Source organism: Prevotella sp. 885 (assembly GCF_002265625.1).
In the GTDB taxonomy this organism is placed as follows: Bacteria; Bacteroidota; Bacteroidia; order Bacteroidales; family Bacteroidaceae; genus Prevotella.
Genome location: NZ_NOVE01000011.1, coordinates 63,834 through 84,917 on the forward strand (window position 1 = coordinate 63,834; position 21,084 = coordinate 84,917).

At 48.9% G+C, this 21,084-nt stretch carries 14 protein-coding genes; 2 read left to right on the top strand and 12 right to left on the bottom strand.

Translation table 11 applies throughout. The features are described 5' to 3' along the window. Nucleotides 1–8 precede the first annotated feature (8 nt). The 9 genes from CHL74_RS05485 to mtaB form a co-directional block, all read right to left on the bottom strand. A complete protein-coding gene (locus CHL74_RS05485; protein ID WP_094880163.1) occupies nucleotides 9–1,604 on the bottom strand; it encodes a xylulokinase in 1,596 nt (531 codons plus the stop codon). Nucleotides 1,605–1,742: 138 nt separating this feature from the next. Beyond that, nucleotides 1,743–3,284, bottom strand: coding sequence for an L-arabinose isomerase (gene araA, locus CHL74_RS05490; protein WP_094880164.1), 1,542 nt, complete (start codon nucleotides 3,282–3,284; stop codon nucleotides 1,743–1,745). A gap of 51 nt (nucleotides 3,285–3,335) precedes the next feature. After that, nucleotides 3,336–4,046 carry an L-ribulose-5-phosphate 4-epimerase gene (locus CHL74_RS05495; protein WP_094880165.1) on the bottom strand — a complete coding sequence of 237 codons (711 nt, stop codon included), beginning with the start codon at nucleotides 4,044–4,046 and terminating at the stop codon, nucleotides 3,336–3,338. Between the two features lie 27 nt (nucleotides 4,047–4,073). Further along, complete coding sequence (locus CHL74_RS05500; RefSeq protein ID WP_094880166.1) at nucleotides 4,074–4,751, bottom strand: NUDIX hydrolase; 678 nt, start codon at nucleotides 4,749–4,751, stop codon at nucleotides 4,074–4,076. Between the two features lie 44 nt (nucleotides 4,752–4,795). After that, complete coding sequence (locus CHL74_RS05505; RefSeq protein WP_094880167.1) at nucleotides 4,796–6,547, bottom strand: sodium:solute symporter; 1,752 nt, start codon at nucleotides 6,545–6,547, stop codon at nucleotides 4,796–4,798. 335 nt (nucleotides 6,548–6,882) lie between these two features. Further along, the gene (locus CHL74_RS05510; RefSeq protein ID WP_094880168.1) at nucleotides 6,883–8,067 is read right to left on the bottom strand and encodes an aldose epimerase family protein; all 1,185 of its coding nucleotides are present in this window, start codon (nucleotides 8,065–8,067) and stop codon (nucleotides 6,883–6,885) included. A gap of 639 nt (nucleotides 8,068–8,706) precedes the next feature. Beyond that, a complete protein-coding gene (locus CHL74_RS05515) occupies nucleotides 8,707–9,489 on the bottom strand; it encodes a gliding motility protein GldB-related protein (RefSeq protein WP_176452177.1) in 783 nt (260 codons plus the stop codon). Between the two features lie 182 nt (nucleotides 9,490–9,671). Beyond that, nucleotides 9,672–10,718 carry a glycosyltransferase family 2 protein gene (locus tag CHL74_RS05520; protein ID WP_094880169.1) on the bottom strand — a complete coding sequence of 349 codons (1,047 nt, stop codon included), beginning with the start codon at nucleotides 10,716–10,718 and terminating at the stop codon, nucleotides 9,672–9,674. A 33-nt stretch (nucleotides 10,719–10,751) separates the two neighbouring features. Beyond that, entirely contained in the window at nucleotides 10,752–12,125 is a 1,374-nt protein-coding gene (gene mtaB / locus CHL74_RS05525; RefSeq protein ID WP_094880170.1) for a tRNA (N(6)-L-threonylcarbamoyladenosine(37)-C(2))-methylthiotransferase MtaB, read from the bottom strand. A 425-nt stretch (nucleotides 12,126–12,550) separates the two neighbouring features. On the opposite strand from mtaB, the gene CHL74_RS15720 reads away from it, so the two are divergent. Together CHL74_RS15720 and CHL74_RS05530 are read left to right on the top strand one after the other, a co-directional pair. Continuing rightward, entirely contained in the window at nucleotides 12,551–12,718 is a 168-nt protein-coding gene (locus CHL74_RS15720; protein ID WP_441339038.1) for a PG1828 family lipoprotein, read from the top strand. Between the two features lie 105 nt (nucleotides 12,719–12,823). Then, nucleotides 12,824–13,654, top strand: a complete 831-nt coding sequence (locus tag CHL74_RS05530; protein WP_254923228.1) for a M15 family metallopeptidase — start codon at nucleotides 12,824–12,826, stop codon at nucleotides 13,652–13,654. Nucleotides 13,655–14,184: 530 nt separating this feature from the next. Here CHL74_RS05530 and CHL74_RS05535 read toward each other — a convergent pair. From CHL74_RS05535 to CHL74_RS05545, 3 genes are read right to left on the bottom strand one after another with little or no spacing between them, the layout of a single operon-like run. Further along, complete coding sequence (locus CHL74_RS05535) at nucleotides 14,185–15,363, bottom strand: hypothetical protein (protein WP_094880172.1); 1,179 nt, start codon at nucleotides 15,361–15,363, stop codon at nucleotides 14,185–14,187. Between the two features lie 51 nt (nucleotides 15,364–15,414). Continuing rightward, nucleotides 15,415–16,044, bottom strand: coding sequence for a hypothetical protein (locus tag CHL74_RS05540; protein WP_141241243.1), 630 nt, complete (start codon nucleotides 16,042–16,044; stop codon nucleotides 15,415–15,417). A gap of 27 nt (nucleotides 16,045–16,071) precedes the next feature. Further along, a complete protein-coding gene (locus tag CHL74_RS05545; protein ID WP_141241244.1) occupies nucleotides 16,072–20,832 on the bottom strand; it encodes a hypothetical protein in 4,761 nt (1,586 codons plus the stop codon). Between the last annotated feature and the right edge of the window lie 252 nt (nucleotides 20,833–21,084).

The following is a 21,084-nucleotide window of genomic DNA, read 5'->3' on the forward strand; positions in this document are numbered from 1 at the left end:
TGTTATTGTTATTTTTTGTTTGCTACAGCCGCCTGCTCGATGGCAAGACCAGCCTTATAGCTTTCTATATATGTGTCGAATCCAGCTACTTCCTCAGCAGTTGGTGCAATCTCGACACCCTTGTTGCCTGCGAATACGTGCTTGTCCAGATAGTCGGCGAGCGATTCGTTGTCCTTATTATTAACCATATATCCGGCGAGAAGGGCTATACCCCATGCTCCACCTTCTCCTGCAGTCTCCATTACGGAGATAGGAGAGTTGATGGCGGCAGCGAGTATGCGCTGACCTACGCCTGGTGTCTTGAACAGACCACCGTGACCGGTTATGCGGTCCACCTCCACATGCTCGTCCTTGAAGAGCACGTCGTTGCCTATCTTCAGTACGGCTACGGCAGCGTAGAGGTTGGTGCGGATGAAGTTGGCGAGGTTAAACTTGTCGCCCGCTGTGCGTACGAACATCGGACGACCCTCCTGCAGTCCAGTGATAGGCTCGCCAGAGAAGTAGTTGTATGCGATGAGTCCGCCGCAGTCGGTGTCGCCTTCGAGAGCGTGATTGTAGAGCTTTGAGAAGACGTCGCCCATATTTACCTCCACGCCGAGCAGGTTGGCATATTCCTTGAACAGCGATACCCATGCGTTGAGGTCTGACGTACAGTTGTTACAATGTACCATAGCAACTGGGCTTCCGCAAGGAGTGGTAACCATGTCTATGGCCTCGTAAGGACGGCTAAGTGCCTTTTCGAGCACAATCATCGAGAACGATGATGTACCAGCCGATACGTTACCGGTGCGCTTGCGGACAGCGTTGGTTGCCACCATGCCGGTGCCAGCGTCGCCTTCCGGCGGACAGAGCGGAGCGCCAGCCTGCAGATTGCCAGACGGGTCGAGGAGTTTTGCGCCCTCCTCGGTCAGGTTGCCTGCGTTCTCACCAGCAAGGAGCACCTTGGGAAGGATGTCCAGAATCTTCCATCCGAGGTCCTTTGATGCGATGAGGTTGTCAAACTTCTCCACCATTGTGGCGTCATAGTCGTTCGTTGTAGAGTCGATGGGGAGCATGCCTGAAGCGTCGCCGATGCCGAGCACGCGCTTACCGGTAAGCTTCCAGTGGACATATCCTGCGAGAGTGGTAAGGAAATTGATGTCCTTCACGTGCGACTCGCCGTCGATGATGGCTTCATACACGTGAGAAATGCTCCAGCGGAGAGGAATGTTAAAGTTGAAGAGCTTCGAAAGCTCGGCTGCTGCCTTGCCCGTATTGGTGTTACGCCATGTACGGAACGGCACCAGAATCTTCTCGTCTTTGCCGAAAGCCATGTAGCCGTGCATCATGGCGCTGATGCCGATGCCTGCAAGTTCGGTTATCTCTTCATCGTACTGCTCCTTAACGTTCTTGCGAAGGTCAGCGTAGCAGTCCTGCAGTCCGTTCCAGATGTCGTCGATGCTGTAAGTCCATATCTTGCCCTCGTAGCGGTTTTCCCACTCGTGCGCACCCTGTGCTATCGGAGCGTTATGCTCGTCAATAAGCACAGCCTTGATGCGTGTGGAGCCAAACTCGATGCCAAGAACGGCACGACCGGACTTTATTGTATGTTTTGGATCTGTCATTTCTTCTTTGTCTTTTTTCGGTTGAGATTTCAGAGTTGAGAATTGAGAGTTATGATATGCTTTATTGCTTATAAATAATTGTTTAATTTAAATAGTAATCATAATTCTCAACTCTCAATCCTTAACTCTTAACTGATTTTATCTCAGAGCCTTGCCCAGCATGTAGTAGATCTCGTTATTGCGGAGATGCTGCTTGAAGCTGCTGATGGTGGTGTTCTTGTCGATGTTAACGAACTCGATGCCGAGAATCTCGCAGAAATCCTCCCAGTACTCAGCTGTGATGTCGTAAGAGAATGCGCTGTGGTGTGTACCGCCGGCGAGAATCCATGCGCCTGCGCCAACCTCGAATGAAGGCTGCGGAACCCAGAGAGCTGAAGCAACGGGGAGCTTAGGCATTGCCTTCGGCTCGATGCACTCCACCTCGCTTGCGATAAGACGGAAACGGTTGCCGAGGTCAACTACTGTTGCCTTAACGCCCTTGCCTGTCTTTGATGTGAAGACGAGGCGTGCGGTCTGTGACTTGCGGATGCCGATGCCGAGGAAGTGAACCTCAAGCTTTGGCTTGTCTGTAGCGATAAGCGGGCAAACCTCGAGCATGTGGCTCTGGAGGCTTGATGTGCGGTCCTCTGCGAAGTTGAGAGTGTAGTCCTCGAGGAATGAGCAGCCCTTCTCCAAGCCCTGGTTCATTACCCAGAGTGTGCGATAGAGGCAAGCTGTCTTCCAGTCGCCCTCTGCACCGAAGCCATAGCCCTCTGCCATGAGGCGCTGTGAAGCGAGACCCGGAATCTGGTCGAAGCCGCAGAAGTTAGGATCGTTTACGTCAGCATCGCCGAGGTCGTCGAAGTTGGTGGTGAATGCAAGGGCGTTCTCGTCCTTCAGTACGCGACGGAGAGCAATCTCAGCCTTTGCAGAGTTCTTCACCTTCTCCCAATATACTTCCTCACCAGACTCGTCAATCTTGATGGTGTATTCCTTCTTGTATTCCTCAACGAGAGCGTCAGCCTCTGCGTCTGTCACCTTCTTGAAGTAGTCCATGAGTGAAGAAACTGGATAGTAGTCAACATGATATCCCATGCGCTGCTCGAACTCCACGCGGTCGCCGTCGGTAACGGCTACGTTGTTCATGTTCATACCGAACATGAGGCAGCGTACATTGTGGGCGTCAGCTACACCGGCAGCTACACGTGCCCATGTGGCAATCTGCTTCTGAGCAGCCTCGCTCTTCCAGTAGCCTACAACCACCTTTCTCGGAACACGCATACGTGTGCAGATGTGTCCGAACTCGATATCGCCGTGAGCAGACTGGTTGAGGTTCATGAAGTCCATATCTATAGTCTCCCAAGGGAGTTCTGCATTATACTGTGTATGGAAGTGGAGGAGCGGCTTCTTGAGAGCCTGCAGACCCTTAATCCACATCTTGGCAGGTGAGAAGGTGTGCATCCATGTGATGATACCGACGCACTTCTTGTCATTGTTGGCAGCCTTCATCACGGTCTCCACCTCAACCGAAGAGTTGGCTGTACCCTTATACACCACCTTGATTGGGATGATGCCGCTGTTGTTGAGTCCCTCAACCATATCCTTTGAGTGACCGTCTACTATCTTAACTGTCTCGCCTCCGTAAAGAAGCTGTGCACCAGTTACAAACCAAATCTCGAAATTGTCAAATGCCTTAATCATATTTTTAGTTATTATTTTTTAGTTGTTGTTTATTATTTGTTAGGGTAATTCTTACTTCTTCTTTTTCTGTCCGTAGTAAGCGTTGGGACCGTGCTTGCGGCTGAAATGCTTCTCCACGAGCAACGGGTTCATTGTGGTATTGGGATTGACAGAGAACGACACGAATGCCATCTTTGCCACCTGCTCCATAACCACAGCGTTATATACGGCGTTGTCGGCGTCTGTGCCCCAAGAGAAAGGACCGTGGTTCTTCACCAGAACGCCCGGAGTGTGGTCAGGATTGATGTTGTTGTCCTGGAATTTCTTTACTATCACGTTGCCGGTCTCCAGCTCATAGTTGCCCTTAACCTCAGCCTCAGTCATGTCGGGAGTGCAGGGAATGGAGTCGTGGAAGTAGTCGGCGTGTGTGGTGCCGATGTTGGGGATGTCCTTGCCGGCCTGTGCCCAGGCTGTAGCGTAGGTTGAGTGTGTGTGAACCACACCGCCCACGTTAGGGAATGCGCGGTAGATGGCGAGGTGTGTGGGAGTGTCTGACGACGGGTTGAGGTCGCCCTCCACCACTTTGCCTGTCTCAAGGTCCACTACCACCATGTCATTTACGGTCATCTTGTCGTAGCTTACGCCCGAAGGCTTGATAACCACCAGTCCGCTTTCGCGGTCGATGCCTGACACGTTACCCCATGTGAATATCACGAGGTTGTGCTTCACCAAGTCAAGATTGGCTTGAAACACTTTTTCTTTGAGTGCGCTTAAATCTTTCATTTCTCTATGTAATGATTTGATTCTTTTTTACAGTTTAAAGTTCGGCTCTTCGTTGTAAGCCTTTTTGTTAAAGCGATACAGATAAGCACCGCGCTTGGATGTGAGTTTGTCGATGTGTTCGGTCTTCTCAATGAAGTCCATCTCCTTGATGCGCTTGCGGAAGTTACGCTTGTCGACTTCCTCACCGTTCACGGCCTCGTAGACCTTCTGGAGTTGCGAGAGGGTGAATAGTTCGGGCAGAAGATTGAAGCCTATCGGCTCGTGCGAAATCTTCTCCTGCATCATGCGACGCGCCTTAAGCACCATCTTGCGATGGTCGGAGAACATCTCGGGCAGTTGCTCAATGTTCACCCATGCCACATCGTGCTCCTGCTGCTGTGCCTGATCGTAGTCAGCTACATTTATCATCGAGTAATAGGCTATGGACACCACCCTGTTACCAGGGTCGCGGCCTACATCGCCAAATGCCCCTACCTGCTTCATATATAGGTCTTTCAGTCCGGTCAATCCGTAGAGCACGCGCTTTGCGGCATCGTCCACACTTTCATTCTCGCCGACGAAACCTCCGTACAGCGACCATTCGCCACGACCCGGGTTCATCTTACGCTTGCCCATCAAGACTCGAAGCTCGCCCTCGTCGAAACCAAAGACTATACAGTCAACTGCCACAAACAGCTTGTCGTGTTCGTTATAGAAATTTTCCATGATCAAAATATATATTAAGTTTTAGATAGGGTTAGTTTTAGTTTTTACCAGAAATACCAGTAGAATGCGCCGCACAGACCGATTACGAGCAATGTGCCGACGATATCCCATACGTTCCAGCTTGAGCGAATCATCTTGCGATAGTCAGTTGTGAAGGTGATGGCCTCAATCTGTTCCTTTGAAGGAGCCGGAGTGAAGCATGACACAACCACCATCATGGCGATGATGAAGACGAGCAACCAGCACTCGAAGATGAGCCAGTTGGTCTGCCAGAACCATGCTGTGCTGTCCCAGAAGGCGCCGTCCATAACAGCCTTGCCTGAGTCTGTAATGACATTGGTGATGAGACGGAGCATGCCGATGGCGAAACCGCCGATAAGTCCCCACTCACCTGCCTTAGGAGTGATGCGCTTTGAGAAGATACCAAGTGTGAATACTGCCACCATTGAAGGAGCAAGCAGCGACTGGATGCCCTGAAGGTAAGTGTAGAGTGTGTCCATTGACATCATCACCGGCATCCAAGCCAGACCGAGCAACACCACTACTACTGTGGCTATACGTCCTACGAGCACGTAGTGAGCCTCGCTCATGCCCTTCTTCAGAGGCTTATAGAAGTCCTCGGTGAAGAGAGTGGCGCACGAATTGAAGAATGCTGCGAGTGAAGCTACAAGGGCGCAGACGAAACCGATGGTGACGATGCCCTTTATGCCGGTAGGCAGAACGTTCTTCACCATAACGGCGAAAGCTGCGTCAGTATTGAGCTGTCCTGCTGCATTGACGCCCATGTCGAAACCTGAACCTGCCTTGTGCTGAAGAGCTATGGCTATCATACCCGGAATGAGGAACATGAAGCAGGGGAGAATCTTGAAGAAACCGGCAGCGATGGTGCCGCGGCGTGCACGTGCAATGACCTTGGCGTTGTCCTCGCCGGGCTGCTGTCCGAGCACACGCTGTACGATGTGCTGGTCAGTACACCAATACCAGAAACCGATGATGGATGCTCCGAGGAACACCACGTAACCGGGATATTCAGGATACATCGGGTCGCCCTGATCAGTATGGAACATGTGGTTGATGCCGTAGCCGTCGTGCATGGCGCGGGCATTGTCCATCATTGCTGACCATCCTGCCACGATGCTGCCGTCGCCCAACATGTTGAGTCCGAGGAAGAGCACGAGGAACGATCCGATGATAAGGATAGGAGTCTGGATGGAAGAGAGGGTCATCACGCCCTTCATGCCGCCGAAGACGGTGAACACGGCTGTGATGGCAATCAGACCGATGGCTCCGTACCAGAACGGTATGCCGAGGAGGAACTCGAAGAAGATGCCGCCCGTAAACGCTGTGACGCTCACCTTTGTAAGCACGTAAGCCACAAGGGTGATGATGGACAGCCATGAGCCTGTGCGGTGTGTGTAACGGAACTTGAGGAAGTCAGGCATCGTGATGATCTTGCCCAGCTTGTTGTTAAGCAACTGATAGAACGGTACGAACAGCCATCCGAGGAACAGGATCATCCAGCCCTGCATCTCCCAGTGTGCCATACCTACGCCGTCCTTGGCTCCGGTTCCTGCCAGACCTACGAGGTGCTCCGAACCGATGTTGGCGGCAAAGATTGCCATACCGATTACGTACCAAGGCTCGCCCTTACCGAAGAGGTAGTCTGACGAGCTTTCGCCCTTAGAAGCTTTCTTATCTTTCATGATGGCGCGCCATACTGCCCATACCACTCCGAGCAGACCTACTACGAGGACAGCCCAGTCGAGCCATGCAAATTCGTGTGAGTTTAAGTTCATTTTTATTTGGGTTTTTATTTTATTGTTATTGGGTTTGTTCCCTTTATTGTTTATTTCTTATATGTTGATTGTTGTCCACTCCAGCTGATTGATATCCTGCTGCTTATTCTCATTACTGCTATTACTAATCCGTATATGTTATACTACTACGATCTATAAACGATATTTAACCTTTGTCTTTCTGTAACAACTCTATATGTATTCGATTTTTGTCTTACAACTATTTATGTTTTTCGGCATCGTCATCACGACGTTGCCTTCTTTACAACTAAACTCGTTAAATATCAATAGCTTTATGTGGACAACAATGTTATGCTTTTTGCTTATCCTACGTCTTACTTGTCTGTTGAGAAGTCGCCGGTCCAGAAGCGGTAAGCCACGTGGCTGTAATACTTCTCGCCTGGCTTGAGGTAAGGCGACGGCCAGTTATGCTTGTTGGGTGAGTCGGGATATTTCTGGCTCTCCAGACAAACCGATACGTGCTTCGGATACTTGATGCCGTGCTTGCAGCTTACGCCAGTTCCCTGGAAGTTGCCTGTGTAGACCTGCACGCCAGGCTCGTTGGTATACATCGAGAGACCAATCTTTGTCAGCGGCGACCAGAGCACAGCGCAAACCTTCGTGTCGTCGCCCTTGCCGTCCTTGTATGTGTTGAGACACCAGTTGTGGTCGTAGCCCGAAGCGTTGCGAATCTGCTCGAACGAGGTGTCGTTGATGGTCTGAGAGAGAGCGTGTGCCTTGCGGAAATCCATCGGTGTGCCATCTACGGGAAGAATCTCGCCCGTTGTCATGTATGTAGAGTCGGCGGGAGTGTAATTGTCCGCGTTGAGATAGAGCCACATATTGGTGCCTTCCTTTGAAGGATCGCCGTTCAGATTGAAGTAGCTGTGGTTGGTCATGTTCACCACGGTCTCCTTGGCTGTCGTGGCATCGAAGGTGATGTCCAGCGTATTGTTGCTCAATACCTTATACGTGGTATGTGCCGTAACGGTTCCGGGGAAGTTGTTGTCGCCGTCGGGAGATACGATGGTGAGGATGAGCGTCGAGTCGTTAGGCTGCTTGGCATCGTAAACCTGATACATCCAACCTGAAGGACCGCCGTGGAGACAATGTCCGAAGTTGTTCTGCGGCAGCTGGTATGTCTTTCCTGCCACCGTGAGCTTGCCGCCGCCGATGCGGTTGGCATAACGTCCTACAGACGAACCGAAGTCGCTCGGGCTGTTCACGGAGTCGGTATACTGTTTCAGATTGTCATAGCCAAGCACCACGTCGGTGGGTTTGCCGTTGGCATCAGGCACGACAAGCGAAACTACGCGACCGCCGAAATTGGTGATGCACACTTCCATGCCGTTGCTGTTCTTCAGCGTGAAGAGTGCAGTCTTCTTATTGTTTACAATCGAATCGAAACGTGCGGGGTTGAGTCCTGAAACAGTCTCTTCCACCGGTTTGCCCGATGTGCATGCAGTAATGGCGAGGGCTGCTGCAGCAACACCAATAAATGCAGGCTTGAATAGGTTCATATTTACTTTCGTTTTTAGTTATTTTTTATGTACTTTGCTTTTATGGGTGTAAAATTACCACTTATTATTCTATCCACAAAATGTTTCAATACTTTTCTTCTTGCAAAAGTGTTCTTTTGACACTTATGTACCATAATTTAACATTTGTAAAGACTTTTGGCTGCAATTGTAACTACTCGGCACATGTCTTCTTGTCAAAAACGTCTTCATGTCCACCATGCAAATATCGTACAAAGAGTAAAAAGCTGTTACAAAATAAAAATTGATTTTAGAGGTCTGGGTTGCTGTTTTTATGGTGTTATACTGTGCAAACAGCACCAATTCTTAACAATAGTGCCACTTTTACCATGCAATAGTGCCACTATTAGAGTGTAAAAGTGGCGCTATTGTATGATAAAAGTGGCACTATTATAGTGTAAAAGTGGCGCTATTGCGCTTGTTTGGTTCCCTTATTCATTGCACAATTCTTCTTTTAATCGCATAATTAACTGTGCGTCAATACGCTATGACTGCACGCTCAAAACTCAAGAATTTCGCACTAAAGATTTCTTCGTGCGCTCAACTCGCACTCCTGGCGATTAGAAATGCAAATATTGTCATCGGAACCGCCGAAGAATTAGAAAGTTACTCTATGTATTCTTATTTCTTAAGCATATCCGCTATGGACTTTCCCGATGACTTTTCCATTTCCTTGGCGGCTATATCCGTAAACTTCGTGGCGAACACTTTCTTTTTCATAGCCTTGTTCACCACCCACATTATCTTGCCGATGTGCAAGTCGCGCTGGTATTGCGATGCTGACTCGTAGTCCTTTAGCGGGAACATGCTGAGCAGATAGAAGCTCAGACAGTCGGGTACGATGCACGAACGGGTCATCTGGCTGCGTTGGTGTTCGCTGTAGAAGCGGCGATAAACGGCAAAGTCTTCGCCCAGATACTTGTCCAATGAAATGCCTATGCTGTTGTTTCCGATAATCACGCTCTGGTCGAGAGCACCTATCTGGGAGTAGACCACGGGGATGCTCAAGCTGGGAATCATCTTCTGAAGCCGCTTGAAGGCATCACTCATCTGCGTGTTGATGTCCGACATGTTGGCATATTGCGCCTCCGCTTCGGCTATGATGGCTTGAAGAGTGGTGTCCTGATAGAAACTGAGAAACTTGGAATTGATTTCCGGGTCGTTCACTTCGCCAATCTTCAGCACGTCCTCAATCAAGGTGCGCGTCTCCATCGCATATTCGATGTTCATCTGCTGAAGGGCGGAAAAGTCTCCCGTTGTGAGATAACGACTCTGCAGACGGTCGTAACGTTGCACTTCCACCAACGTTTGACGACTGTCGTCACCATATTGCTTCAACTTGAGTTCACATGCTGTCGAAGCCAATAATACGATGCTTATTATTATAATGTATATTTTTCTCACTACGGTTATGCCCAAATATCATTTCTTTTCTTGCTCTGCGAAGGCGCGCAGAGAAGCGTTTTAGTATTTTCAAATGCAAAAATACTAAAAAAGATTTTAACAAACAAGCAAATCAGCTAAAAAAGTTAAACGACAAGCCTATTCTTGTCGTTTAACCTTTAAAATATCAAAAAAAATGCGTGTTATTTCGCTTTTCTCAAATATTTATACATACGATTGCCCTTGACGTAATACTGCCAAAGGATGGAGTAGGAGGCTCTTGGGAGCAGGTCAGCCACGCTGCTGTCGTTTCTGACCACACGTGAAGCCTGGATGTTACGGCGATCGTCGGCAAAGTCGGCACGCCACGCCTTGTAAGCCTTGCGTCCACGTATCACAGCACGGAATTCGCCCCAGTTGCGGTCAAGCAGCAACGACTTGAAGGCTGCCACATAGTCCAGCCAGAAACGCATGCGCATCACGTGGCGGAGGTCTTTCTCTGGCAGGTTCTTATAGAGCATGGTGAGGTTGTTGCGGAAGTTGAGGAAGGTCTTCATGGGATTTCCTTTTGGCAATGTGCCGCCTCCGACATGATAGACATGGCATTGCGGCACGCAGAAAATTCGCCTTCCGAGGTTGAAGAGTCGCCAGCAGAGGTCAATCTCCTCGTTGTGAGCAAAGAAGCGCTCGTCGAATCCTCCGACTCTCCAGAAGTCGTCACGACGTATCATCAGGCAGGCTCCGGTCGCCCAAAGCACCTCCACAATGTCGTCGTACTGTCCCTCGTCTTTCTCCACGGTCTCGAAAACGCGACCACGGCAGTAGGGATAGCCGTAGCGGTCGATGTAGCCTCCGCTTGCTCCTGCGTACTCGAAGTGGTCACGGGTGTGCTCCGCCAGAAGCTTCGGCTGGCATGCTGCCGCTTCGGGATGGGCGTCCATGAAGTCGATGAGCGGACCGAGCCAGTTTTCGCCGACTTCCACATCGCTGTTGAGAAGCATATAATAAGGTGTGCTCACTTGCTCTAATGCATGGTTATATCCGCCTGCAAAGCCATAGTTGCGGTCGAGCACGATGATGCGCACTTCCGGAAACTCGCTCTTCAGTATCTCTATTGAGTTGTCCGATGAGGCATTGTCCGCCACCACTATCTCGGCTATGTCCGCGGAATGATCCACCACCGTAGGCAGAAACCGGTGCAGCATAGCCGCACCGTTCCAGTTGAGGATTACTATCGATACTTTCTTCATTGTCTTTATTGTTCCTTTCAGAGACTCCGGCTGTTACAGCAATGACGCCTTCAGCGCCGACTTGTCATGATTGAAGTCGCCGAGACGTACGTGCAGCAGCTGATTGTCATACTCTTCCTTCGCCAACTGCGGTGCCAACTCTACACGCACATAATTGCGTGTGAAACCGTGCATGGCCTTTCCGCGTGTGGCTTTCTCGAAGAGCACCTCCTGCTCCGTGCCGATATACTTCTCATAGAAGCTGATGCGCTTCTCCTCGCTGAGGTCGAGCAGCTGCTTGCTGCGCTGTTTTTTGTCAGCGTCTGCCACTATGTAAGGGATGCGCAGGGCTGCGGTTCCGGGACGTTCGCTGTACGGGAATACGTGCAACTGGGTGACGTCCATGGCCGTAAGGAAGTTGAGACACTCCTCGAAGCATTCCTCCGTCTCTCCACGACAACCCACCATCACGTCCACGCCGATGAAGGCATCGGGCATGCGGTTCTTAATGAGTTCTATCTTGTGAGCGAAGAGCTGCTTGTCATAACGGCGATGCATCAGTCGGAGCACCTCGTCACTGCCGCTCTGGAGCGGAATATGGAAGTGGGGCATGAAGGCACGGCTCTGTGCACAGAAGTCGATAAGCTCGTCAGAGAGCAGGTCTGGCTCCATGCTGCTGATGCGATAACGCTCGATGCCCTCCACGCCGTCAAGGGCTTTCACAAGGTCGAGGAAGCTTTCGCCGGTGGTCTTGCCGAAGTCGCCGATGTTAACGCCCGTGAGCACAATCTCCTTTCCTCCCTCTTCAGCTGCCTGACGCGCCTGGCTGACAAGGGAAGCGATGGTGGGATTGCGTGAGTTGCCACGTGCGTAAGGAATGGTGCAGTACGTGCAGTAGTAGTCGCAGCCGTCCTGTACCTTGAGAAAATAGCGTGTGCGGTTGCCGCGCGAGCACGACGGGGCGAACGATTTTATCTGCTTAGTGCGTACGGAATGATACTGATGTAAGGCTCCGTCTGCCGCTCCTGTGTCTGCTTCCTGTTCGGCAGCGGTCTCCTTTGCAGTCCAAGCGTCGCTCAAGAACTGCACGAGGTCTGCCTTCTCGTTGGATCCGAGCACGAGGTCGACGCCCTCAATACGGCTGACCGCCTCCGACTCCAGCTGTGCGTAACATCCTGTCACCACCATAAACGCGCCCGGATTCTGCCTGACCATACGATGAATGGCCTGTCGGCACTTATGGTCAGCCACCTCTGTAACGGAGCAAGTGTTGATGAGGCAGATGTCTGCCTGTTCGCCTTCCTCCGCCTGTCGTACGCCAAGCTCAGAAAGCATCTTGCCGAACGTAGATGTTTCCGAAAAGTTAAGCTTGCAGCCCAACGTGTAGTAGGCAGCCTTCTTATTCTGAAAAACTGATGTATTTATCATCTTTACCTTTTATATACCTTATTATATATATATATTATAGAGGCTGCAGACAGACCCTTCCCGTCCGCAACCAGAATACAAAGTTACGTAAATTTCCTCATTAACATCCCCATTACAACCTGTTTTCGCCACAAAAGCGTTGCTTTTCGTGCTCCTGTGGGCTTTTGCCTGTGACTCTCACGGCATGGTTTGTACGTGCACAAAAGTGTTAAAAACAGCATAAAAAAGGGTAAACAATGATGTAATGAAAAGATTAACATTTGTTAGTAGTTTGTATCTTATTGATATTCAATGCTTTCTGAGTGGGTTACAAAAAAGGCAAAAAAAAATCCTTAAAAGATTAACGCCGTATCAAAAAAATATATACCTTTGCAATGTTTTAATAAACAAATGATTGTTTTACAGATTTAAAAAGCAAAGAAAAAATGAAGAAATTGGTTTTAATGTTCGTAGCTATCGCAGCTATCTCTTTCGCATCATGTGGTAACAAGACTGCAGCTCCTGCTGCTAACGCTGACAGCGATACCGTACAGGTAGAGGATACAACAGCTGCTGCTGATACAACAGTTGCTACTGACTCAGTTGCTCAGTAATTCGATAGTTCGAACAAAAAAATGAGAGATTAACCGCTGGTCCGATAGGGCCGGCGGTTTTTCGTTTTTATATATAACCGACTTTTCGTTTAACACAACCTATGTATGAAAAACATCTTACATATTCTCGCCACCACATCTTTATGCACTCTGCTACCAGCTTCGTCAGCCACTTGCAGCCAGCCACGGCATGACAATAACCAACAAACTGTTGTCGCATGTGCGCAGCAATCTGCCAACACTCGCTCTGTCAGCATGCAGAAGACAGACAACAAGCCGACATTCCGCATACTTGAGGAATGGCAGGTAGGCAAAGAGGTGTCGGCAGAGGACGTGAGAAAGTACGGCACGAACCGCTGCTTCGCCTCCATGCCCATAAGTGACGCTGTGTTCGGCAGAATTTATGGCAACTCGTATAAGAAGGACTGCCGCGTCCTACGTTCCTCGTTGCGCTACCTTCACCTCCTTCATTACACAGAGGACGGACGCATTAAATTGGGTGAAATGATTTGCCATAAGGACATTGCCGACGACCTTACGGACATTTTCCGTAAGCTCTTTGAAGCCAAGTATCCCATTGAGCACATGCAGCTCATCGACAATTATGGAGCTGACGACATACGGTCTATGGAGCATAACAACACCACGTGCTTCAATTATCGCACCGTAGCCGGATCAAAGAAGCTCTCCAACCACAGCCTCGGCAAAGCCGTTGACATCAATCCGCTCTACAATCCTTACGTAAAGCGCCGTCAGGACGGTACGTATAAGGTCAGCCCCGAAAAGGGAAGAAAGTATGCCGACCGCACCAAAACATTCAAATACAAGATTGACCGTAACGACCTTGCCTACCGTCTCTTCAAGCAACACGGCTTCAGATGGGGCGGAGACTATCGCTCACTGAAGGACTATCAGCACTTCGAGAAGGAAGACTGATAAGCATAGGAGAACCGTACGGACTACTTGGACTTTATGTAGGTTGGTTAATAGTAGCTGTCTTGATCCGTAATGGCACAAAAAAACGGGAGCCGTAGCTCCCGTTTTGAGTGGCGCTTCACGTGCGCCGCCCTACTTGCAGGTGTACTTGATCCGCTTGCCTTCTCCTCTAACTCCATGTCTGCCCAAGAGCTTCAATCTCAAAAACGAAAATCCAGAGCAAGAAAATCCCCTTTCTGTCTAAGCAAACTCTCACAAAAACAAAATGCGAGGCAAATTCTTCTCCTTCTTCCCATTTAAGAGAAATCCGTCTCAAGAACAGTCCACAGAAAGAGTAAGTGATGGTTCAACCGGGTTCTTTCACAAAATTTTTTCTGTTATGTCGTACTGTCCTTCACCTGCTGAAGGCTCCTCCGACACCGCCAGTTGGCCTGGCGGCGCGGATTCGCTATTTATGTCGCAAATATACGAATACTTTTTTGTTCGTGCAAGTTATTCGTTCACTTTTTTGCGTATTTTCCTATAAAACATTATTTTACGGGATCCAACAGCTTATCGAAAGCCAATCCGGAATTTGCCTGCATGTTTCCGAGACGCTTTTCTATGCCTAACCAGTTGAACGATTTGCCGTTGAACCAACGTGCACGCTGATAGTTCTTGATGAGGCGGGTTCCTGTCTGAAGTATCTCCTCTTCGGCAATATACATCGGCTTCTCCTTTATCTTGCCTGAAACGGAAGTATAGACCCCATTGAGCAGACTGCTTATCGGACGCACGGCGTAATAGTCGCCGGTCTGTCCGGCTTCGTCGTAAACATAGAATGGCATCTTTCCTCTTCTTAACGCTATCTCCTTATGCTGACCGGGAAGCTGTTGCGGCAGGAACGGAATCCAATTGAGGGGCACATCCGTGCGCAGGACATACCTGAAGTCAGACTTCTTCGTACGCTCCACTTCCACGTCACCATCAGCCGACTCGCTTACAGTAACCTTTCCCGGCACCTCGCGCTTTTCGTTCTCGTCGTCTATCTTGCTTGCTATATTATTGGCAAGCTTAGCTGCGTCCATCACACCTCCACATCCGTCCTGCACCTTGGTCTCTATACCCCAGATCATGTTAGCCATTTCGTCACGGACGAACATCACTTCCTCCACGGCCTCGCTCTCCACTGTTGACGGCAGCACCGGTGGCAGCAACAGACCGTTCATATCTATCTTCGAGATGTTGCTTGCCGGAGTATGTGTGAACATCTGCCATTTTACGTCGTCCGTAACGCCCTGCTGGCTGTTTTTCTGATTCTTAATGGTACTCTTTACGCCGAACGTATCCCAGACAGTAAGCTCTTTCACTTCTATGTAATCGCCCACCTCTACGGTCAGCGGCATTATCATCCAGTCATTGCTGTACATTGTTGCATATTGCATCATCACGATGTTGCCTTGCGACTGCATATCTTTGGAGTCGCCCATATACACCATGTGGTCCTCAAACTCCCAAAGGCGTTTGTTCGGTGCTCCACTGTAGGTGGCAAGTGTTGGTATGCCGTAAAACTCGTGCTCTTTCGGAGCGGGCTTGTTGTCAGCTTCTTTCTTTACCGTATCGTCCTTCACGTCTGCTTCGTCAAAGCTATACCATGACAAGCGTCCGCCTGCGTAATCCTTACACTTCAGCGAGTTGTTGCCGATATTGAAAGTGCAGTCATAGCGCATCGACCTTGTGTCCCAATAGTCTTGATGAACAATGCCGTAGTTCTTGCGGAACTATTCTGCATATTCTCTATCATAATCGTTTTTGCAGCCATGAACGGTCAGATCCTCGAACAGCTTAACGCCGTCAAAAGCCTTACCGGAGAACGCTTTGGCAAAACTCGTAAGCTGTGAATTCTGCTTCTTTGAATACTCCACGATGTCTTTCAAGGCTGGAGTCACGGCTGAAGGCTGATTGTCGAAGCTGGTGGCGCCATATTCGCAATCGAGAGGATAGCGCGTTCTCAGTTCACGTAGCTTCTTTGCCATCTCGTCCTTTTTCATCCGTTTTTTAAGGATGACCATATAGCGCATTGCCGATTCCACTCTGACCATCGGAGTCATCTCGTGTCTGAGTTGCTCTATCTGCGGTTCGATAGGATACTGACAAAGGTCCTCACCCGTATCAACCACGCTTTTCACGGGATTGCTCATCTTTGTTTGCCATGCTTTGCATTTCACGGCAATGGCAGTACCAGCATCGTTGCCATTAAACTCGCCCAACTGCCACTGACGGGTGAGCATCCACAAGGCATCATGCACACGAAAACGAAGCGCATCCGTGATATCTCCGTTTCGGGTACGTGTCTCAAGACGGGTGGTCAGGCTGGTTGAAATCTTGCTGTTAATATCTTGGTTTGCCATAATCATTTACTGTTTAAGGTTTGACAATTAGGATAACAGTTCCTTCGATGCCCATCGGTTTCGAAGAAGATCATCAGGTTCGAGAGCACGCAACTTCACCAGTTCGAGCGTACTTTTCAGTGCGCCTGCCAACTCTTGATAATTCCAGCGGTTGCCCCATCGCACTCGTGGGTTAACCGCATAAATAATAGTCTGTGGAGCTTCCGCGTCTGGCTGGTCATAGCTGAAGGTTATGGCTGCAGTCTGTTCCTTGAGCGGAATGCTTTCCGTCCAGAAGTCGACAACCAGCCCCGCAGCATAATTGCCGCTTCTGAGATCATTGGCAAAGTCGCAGGAATTGACTATGATGTATGAGTTGGCATCACAGACCTTGTCCTCTTCAACCTCCACACCTATCCATTGCTGGTTCTCCATGCCATCAACCGGCATCTGCATTGCCTTCATGTCAAGGTCGGTGCCGTCATTGAAGAATGCGAACAGATTGACCTGATGAAGCAGCGACACCTGCTTTCTTACCCTTGCCACCTGCTCCACATACTCGTCATAGGTTTCGGGATTGACATTCTTAAAGAACTGCCTGTCCTTATTTAATTGGTAGGCAAGTCCCTTCGTGTCGAGATGCTCAGTATCCAAAGAGAATCGTGGCACCACCATCACCTCATTGCAGAGCATATCCCTGATGGCTTTCTGACAGTCTTCTGCCGTTGAAGATGGGCTTACAGTCTTAGCCGAAGTCACTGCCTCACGCAACGTACCGACAATCTGCCTTACGTCGTCGCATGTGACATCCTCTGGATTCTCAAGCAACTTATACGCAGAATGATTGCCAAGCGAAGCCAGATGCTTGAGTGCCACAACGATGTCTTCCGTGGGTGTGTAGTATTCGTCGTCGTTCGGACCGGCATCGCCAACGATTTCATGGACCTTCTCAAGAACATCCTCCACCATTGACGCCACCTTACCCACACGTGAGCTGAGTTCCTTGATGTCAGGATCGCTCACGCAGTCGCCAGCAGATGTATGCTCCAGTTCGTCATGACGTAATGGATGGGCATTGCCTATCATCTCACGCAGCGCATTGAGCATAAGCTGATATTCCGACAGCACCTCGTCATACTTATGGTCGAGTAAGGCCTGAAGACCGTTCATGTTCTGCGACATATAGACGATAGCCGAAGCTGGCATTACTTTATCCTTTACTATGCTCATACTTGAGAGCAGCCCCGTAAGCCATCCGTCTACGGCAGGGTCGGCATACAGGAACACGCTGCCCGAACAAGCCGCTTTCTCTACATACGCCGAAGCGTCAAGACCCACAACCACTCTTTGCTCAATTCGTGCACATGACATCGGCTGCTCCACGAATTCCGGTGTCGGGAAGTTGGTCTCGTTATTCATACTCTTCATTATTGCGTCCACGGCAGCAGTGTTTCCTTCACATAGTTTATATATGCTCTCAGACATCACCACATCGGTAAGCGCATCATAGCTGTCCGCCATGTCCATAACGAGCTTTTTCAGCATATCTCTCTTTTTTCCGTTCAGAGTCTGACGAAGTCCGTCAATGCCATTGACAAACGCCTGCCATTCCTTGTCGTTCCGCGTGAAATACTGACGTAGTGTGAGTATGTTGTCCACGTCGCCCTTAATCTTTATCTCGTTCAGGGCGTTTATCAGCTTAGTACCGTTTATTACTGCCAAAGCATAATTCTTCGAGTCTTCCTTCGCATTGCCAGTGTTAAGGTTGGAGGATGTGGATGTGCTTCCGTCCGTATTCAGACGTGACGACAAGAGAGTGAACTTCTTCCTCAACGGCAGAATACATACATCGAGCATCTCCTCATGTATGCTCCGCTCAAGGTCAGCCCCCAGAATGGCTCCAATAGCCAGACCGCTCTTGACGCCGTCAATTATACGCTTGGCAATGCGCACTCTACGTGCTGACAGATTTATTGCCAACGTATTGTTGTCGACATCTTTATGGCTGTCGCCTCTCTGACTTTTGGCGTAGGCGCTTCGCAATACAGCCGCTGTCTTTGCATGCGTTATTGACGGTGCGATGATGTATTCGTCAGATATAGGTTCTGCCTTGTCCTCTTTCAGGTCAAGCACCCAACCGTAGGCACCGAGAATATAGTCAGCTCCATTTCTTATCATAGAATGAGCCATCTTTGTGAAACTGGCATCCAGACGATAGGTTCTCACATCCACACATTCTGCCACCAGGTCAAACAACTCATCGTCGCTGATGTTCAATGCCTTCACTCGTGGAAATTTCTTTATCTCCTCACACACTGCCACGAGTTTATTGGCTTTACCCTCAAGTGACTCCACACCTGCATCGCCATTTACTGGCACTTCCACTGTTTCGCCATATTCGCCCGCCTTGGTGTTCTCCATTGTCAGGACCTGACGTTTTTGGAATGTTGTGCTGGTTGGAGTCATGCTCATCACCTTCATATACCTTTGATAGGCATCGCCGGTTATTCCAGTAAGAGTCTTTTCTGAAAGGAAATTCCAATTGGTGACATAATTTATGTCCCTATATATCTGATCCCACAACTCAAAATCAAGATACCTATCACATAGCTTATACTGATCATAGTAAGAAGTAAGATCGCACATTCTGTACCGTCTAATATCCATAACGGGAAGCACTCCGAAAGGCTGCTTGCCAACACGAACTACCGGATAATAGCCGCGAGCAAGCAGACCATCACTATTTCCATCGCCAGTTAATTTTTCCCTTAGATCAGACAGTCTGTCATCAATCTTTCCACTTACTGCGGCACTCACAACCTCTGCCTTGTGAATCTCCATATTGTCAGAATCTGCGGCGTATGTAAGAGGACTCGTGGCGTTGTCGAATCCGAATAAGGCGTTCAGTCTGAAGGAATCTGACTCATTGCTGTTGTTTTTTGAGTTGGGACCAACGGTGATGACAATGCCTTTTCCATCCTTTATCTGCCTGACCTTAAGGGGATAGGTAAGATGATCGCTTACAAAGTCGAAAGACTTGTCCATCATCCTTGTTTCAGAGGTGTCATAATCGGACTGGTCTTCTTCTGTGAGAATGTTCGTGGGCGTTCCTGTCTTAAGGAACTTCAGTCCGCCGTCTTCGTACAGATATGACGTCAGCATATCCTTAAGCTCTTTCTTCGACTTTGTGCCTTTGTTATCATCGTCAATGACTCCGCTGACAATGATGTGTTCAAATTCGTATGTACGGAGCATTTCCTTTCCGCAGTTGTTCTTATCCTTGTTCTCACGGTAGGTCTTACGACGATGCTTCATCTCGTCAAGCGGAATGGTCATTGCCATACCTATACGCTCCGCCTCATCAAAATCTGTCATCCATGCAAGGCCCTTATTGAGTTTCAGCCTGCCTTCATCGGTCTTGTCGTACATGTCGTTGCCGGATTTTCCCATCTCAAACATATTGAATCCCACCTGCAGCTCTTCCGGCAGACGACGACCGATGAATGAGAACTCGCGACTGCGTCGAGCGTCAAGCTTAAGCTTAGCGTTCAGAACGAAACGGTCAGGCAGCATACGTGTCACTGGTGTGACATTCTGAAAACCTTCGTTACCTTCTTCTTTATAGTCCGATGGATTGAAATTAGGCGCAGAAGCCTGGGCTACAATCCAGGCAGAACGGACTGCGCCATAGGTCTGACACATCAGACGCCATTCACCTCTCAGTTCATTCCATGGAATCTTGATGTATTTATTCAGCTTGTTGATTTTCAGATATCTCTTCAGGTAGTCCGCCATCTTTTTTCCTTCAATGGCCTCTTCACGAGTCAGCGGCTGCTGTGCTTGAGTTATGGCGAGGGTGTCAGGATAGAATCTTACAAGAAGACACTTCTCTGCTGTACGCTCATACTGGATTTTGCGCTTCTTTATATATCGGAACTTTCCGCCTTCCTTTAAAAGATCTTTATGATTTATATCGACGATATCTCTAAGCCACTCCATCTCCTGATGATAATCGAAGTATGTTGCCTTGAGAACCTCAAGAAAATCATTAGAATAGACCGAGCTTTTGTCTGTATCCCAGAATCTGTTCTTGATAAGGACCGTTGCTGGATAAGTGTAGCGATAGCCGGGACGAACCTTTCTTGACAAGACCGTCCTTAACTTATCCAAATCGAAAGAATCGAAGAAGTCTGATATCTTCCGTGTAGACTCAAGGAATTTCTTTAATGGCTTTTCTGCTCGTTTGTTTCCACGCAATAGTGAATCCCTTTGATATGCCTCTGCAATATACGGATACTGGCGCTCCACCTTTTTACCTTTTATTAAGTGTATTCTCTGCGACAGCTCTCTTATGTGCTCCACATCTCTATATATGCAATCTGCTTGGTCTTTTGAGAAATAAGGTATTTCTTTAATTTCCTCATATATTCCCTCAAGAAACTTACGCGCATCATCAACATGCTTTTTCATCCTGCGACATCTGACGGTAGAAGAGAACGCCCTATCGCCTTTGTTGCGTGCCTTGCCGCTAAAGGTCCTTGCCGCATTCACCTCATTGATACGTCTGCAAACACGCTTCACCCTGTCAGCGAACAGTGTGGCACGGTTAGGTTTTGTTCGTGTCGTGTTGGAATATCTCTCAACGACAGCCCACATCTCTTCCTTTAAAGCCCTAAGCTCCTTATCCTCCTCCTTTTGGGCTGACTTGCTTAAACTGTTAGGGATTGACTCGATAATTTCTTTCAGATAACGGCAGTCTTGGGCATATACAACGTCCAAGTCTTCCATCATCCTAAGTATTCGCTGCATTTTTTCGGACCACTGGAAAAAGTGTGTGGATATCGTAGTACAATAAAAAACACTATATTGTCCGTTTATAAAGTCAAAGAACGGATAAATATGGAAAAGTATAGACTCCTTGCAGAATGTCTTTTGCCCGAACACATGCTGGATTGGTTCGACCTTAAAGACGTGTTTGTAGAGCAAAAGAAAGAAACAAAGCTTGTTCACATATACCTTGACGAAAACGAGCTGAGACCAGGTGACAGAACCGATATTCGT

Coding starts and splice junctions, on each gene's coding strand:
- CHL74_RS05485 (WP_094880163.1), bottom strand. CDS start 1,604: ATGACAGATCCAAAACATACAATAAAGTCCGGTCGTGCCGTTCTTGGC.
- araA (WP_094880164.1), bottom strand. CDS start 3,284: ATGATTAAGGCATTTGACAATTTCGAGATTTGGTTTGTAACTGGTGCA.
- CHL74_RS05495 (WP_094880165.1), bottom strand. CDS start 4,046: ATGAAAGATTTAAGCGCACTCAAAGAAAAAGTGTTTCAAGCCAATCTT.
- CHL74_RS05500 (WP_094880166.1), bottom strand. CDS start 4,751: ATGGAAAATTTCTATAACGAACACGACAAGCTGTTTGTGGCAGTTGAC.
- CHL74_RS05505 (WP_094880167.1), bottom strand. CDS start 6,547: ATGAACTTAAACTCACACGAATTTGCATGGCTCGACTGGGCTGTCCTC.
- CHL74_RS05510 (WP_094880168.1), bottom strand. CDS start 8,067: ATGAACCTATTCAAGCCTGCATTTATTGGTGTTGCTGCAGCAGCCCTC.
- CHL74_RS05520 (WP_094880169.1), bottom strand. CDS start 10,718: ATGAAGAAAGTATCGATAGTAATCCTCAACTGGAACGGTGCGGCTATG.
- mtaB (WP_094880170.1), bottom strand. CDS start 12,125: ATGATAAATACATCAGTTTTTCAGAATAAGAAGGCTGCCTACTACACG.
- CHL74_RS15720 (WP_441339038.1), top strand. CDS start 12,551: ATGAAGAAATTGGTTTTAATGTTCGTAGCTATCGCAGCTATCTCTTTC.
- CHL74_RS05530 (WP_254923228.1), top strand. CDS start 12,824: ATGAAAAACATCTTACATATTCTCGCCACCACATCTTTATGCACTCTG.
- CHL74_RS05535 (WP_094880172.1), bottom strand. CDS start 15,363: ATGCGCTATGACTGCACTTTCAATATCGGCAACAACTCGCTGAAGTGT.
- CHL74_RS05540 (WP_141241243.1), bottom strand. CDS start 16,044: ATGGCAAACCAAGATATTAACAGCAAGATTTCAACCAGCCTGACCACC.
- CHL74_RS05545 (WP_141241244.1), bottom strand. CDS start 20,832: ATGCAGCGAATACTTAGGATGATGGAAGACTTGGACGTTGTATATGCC.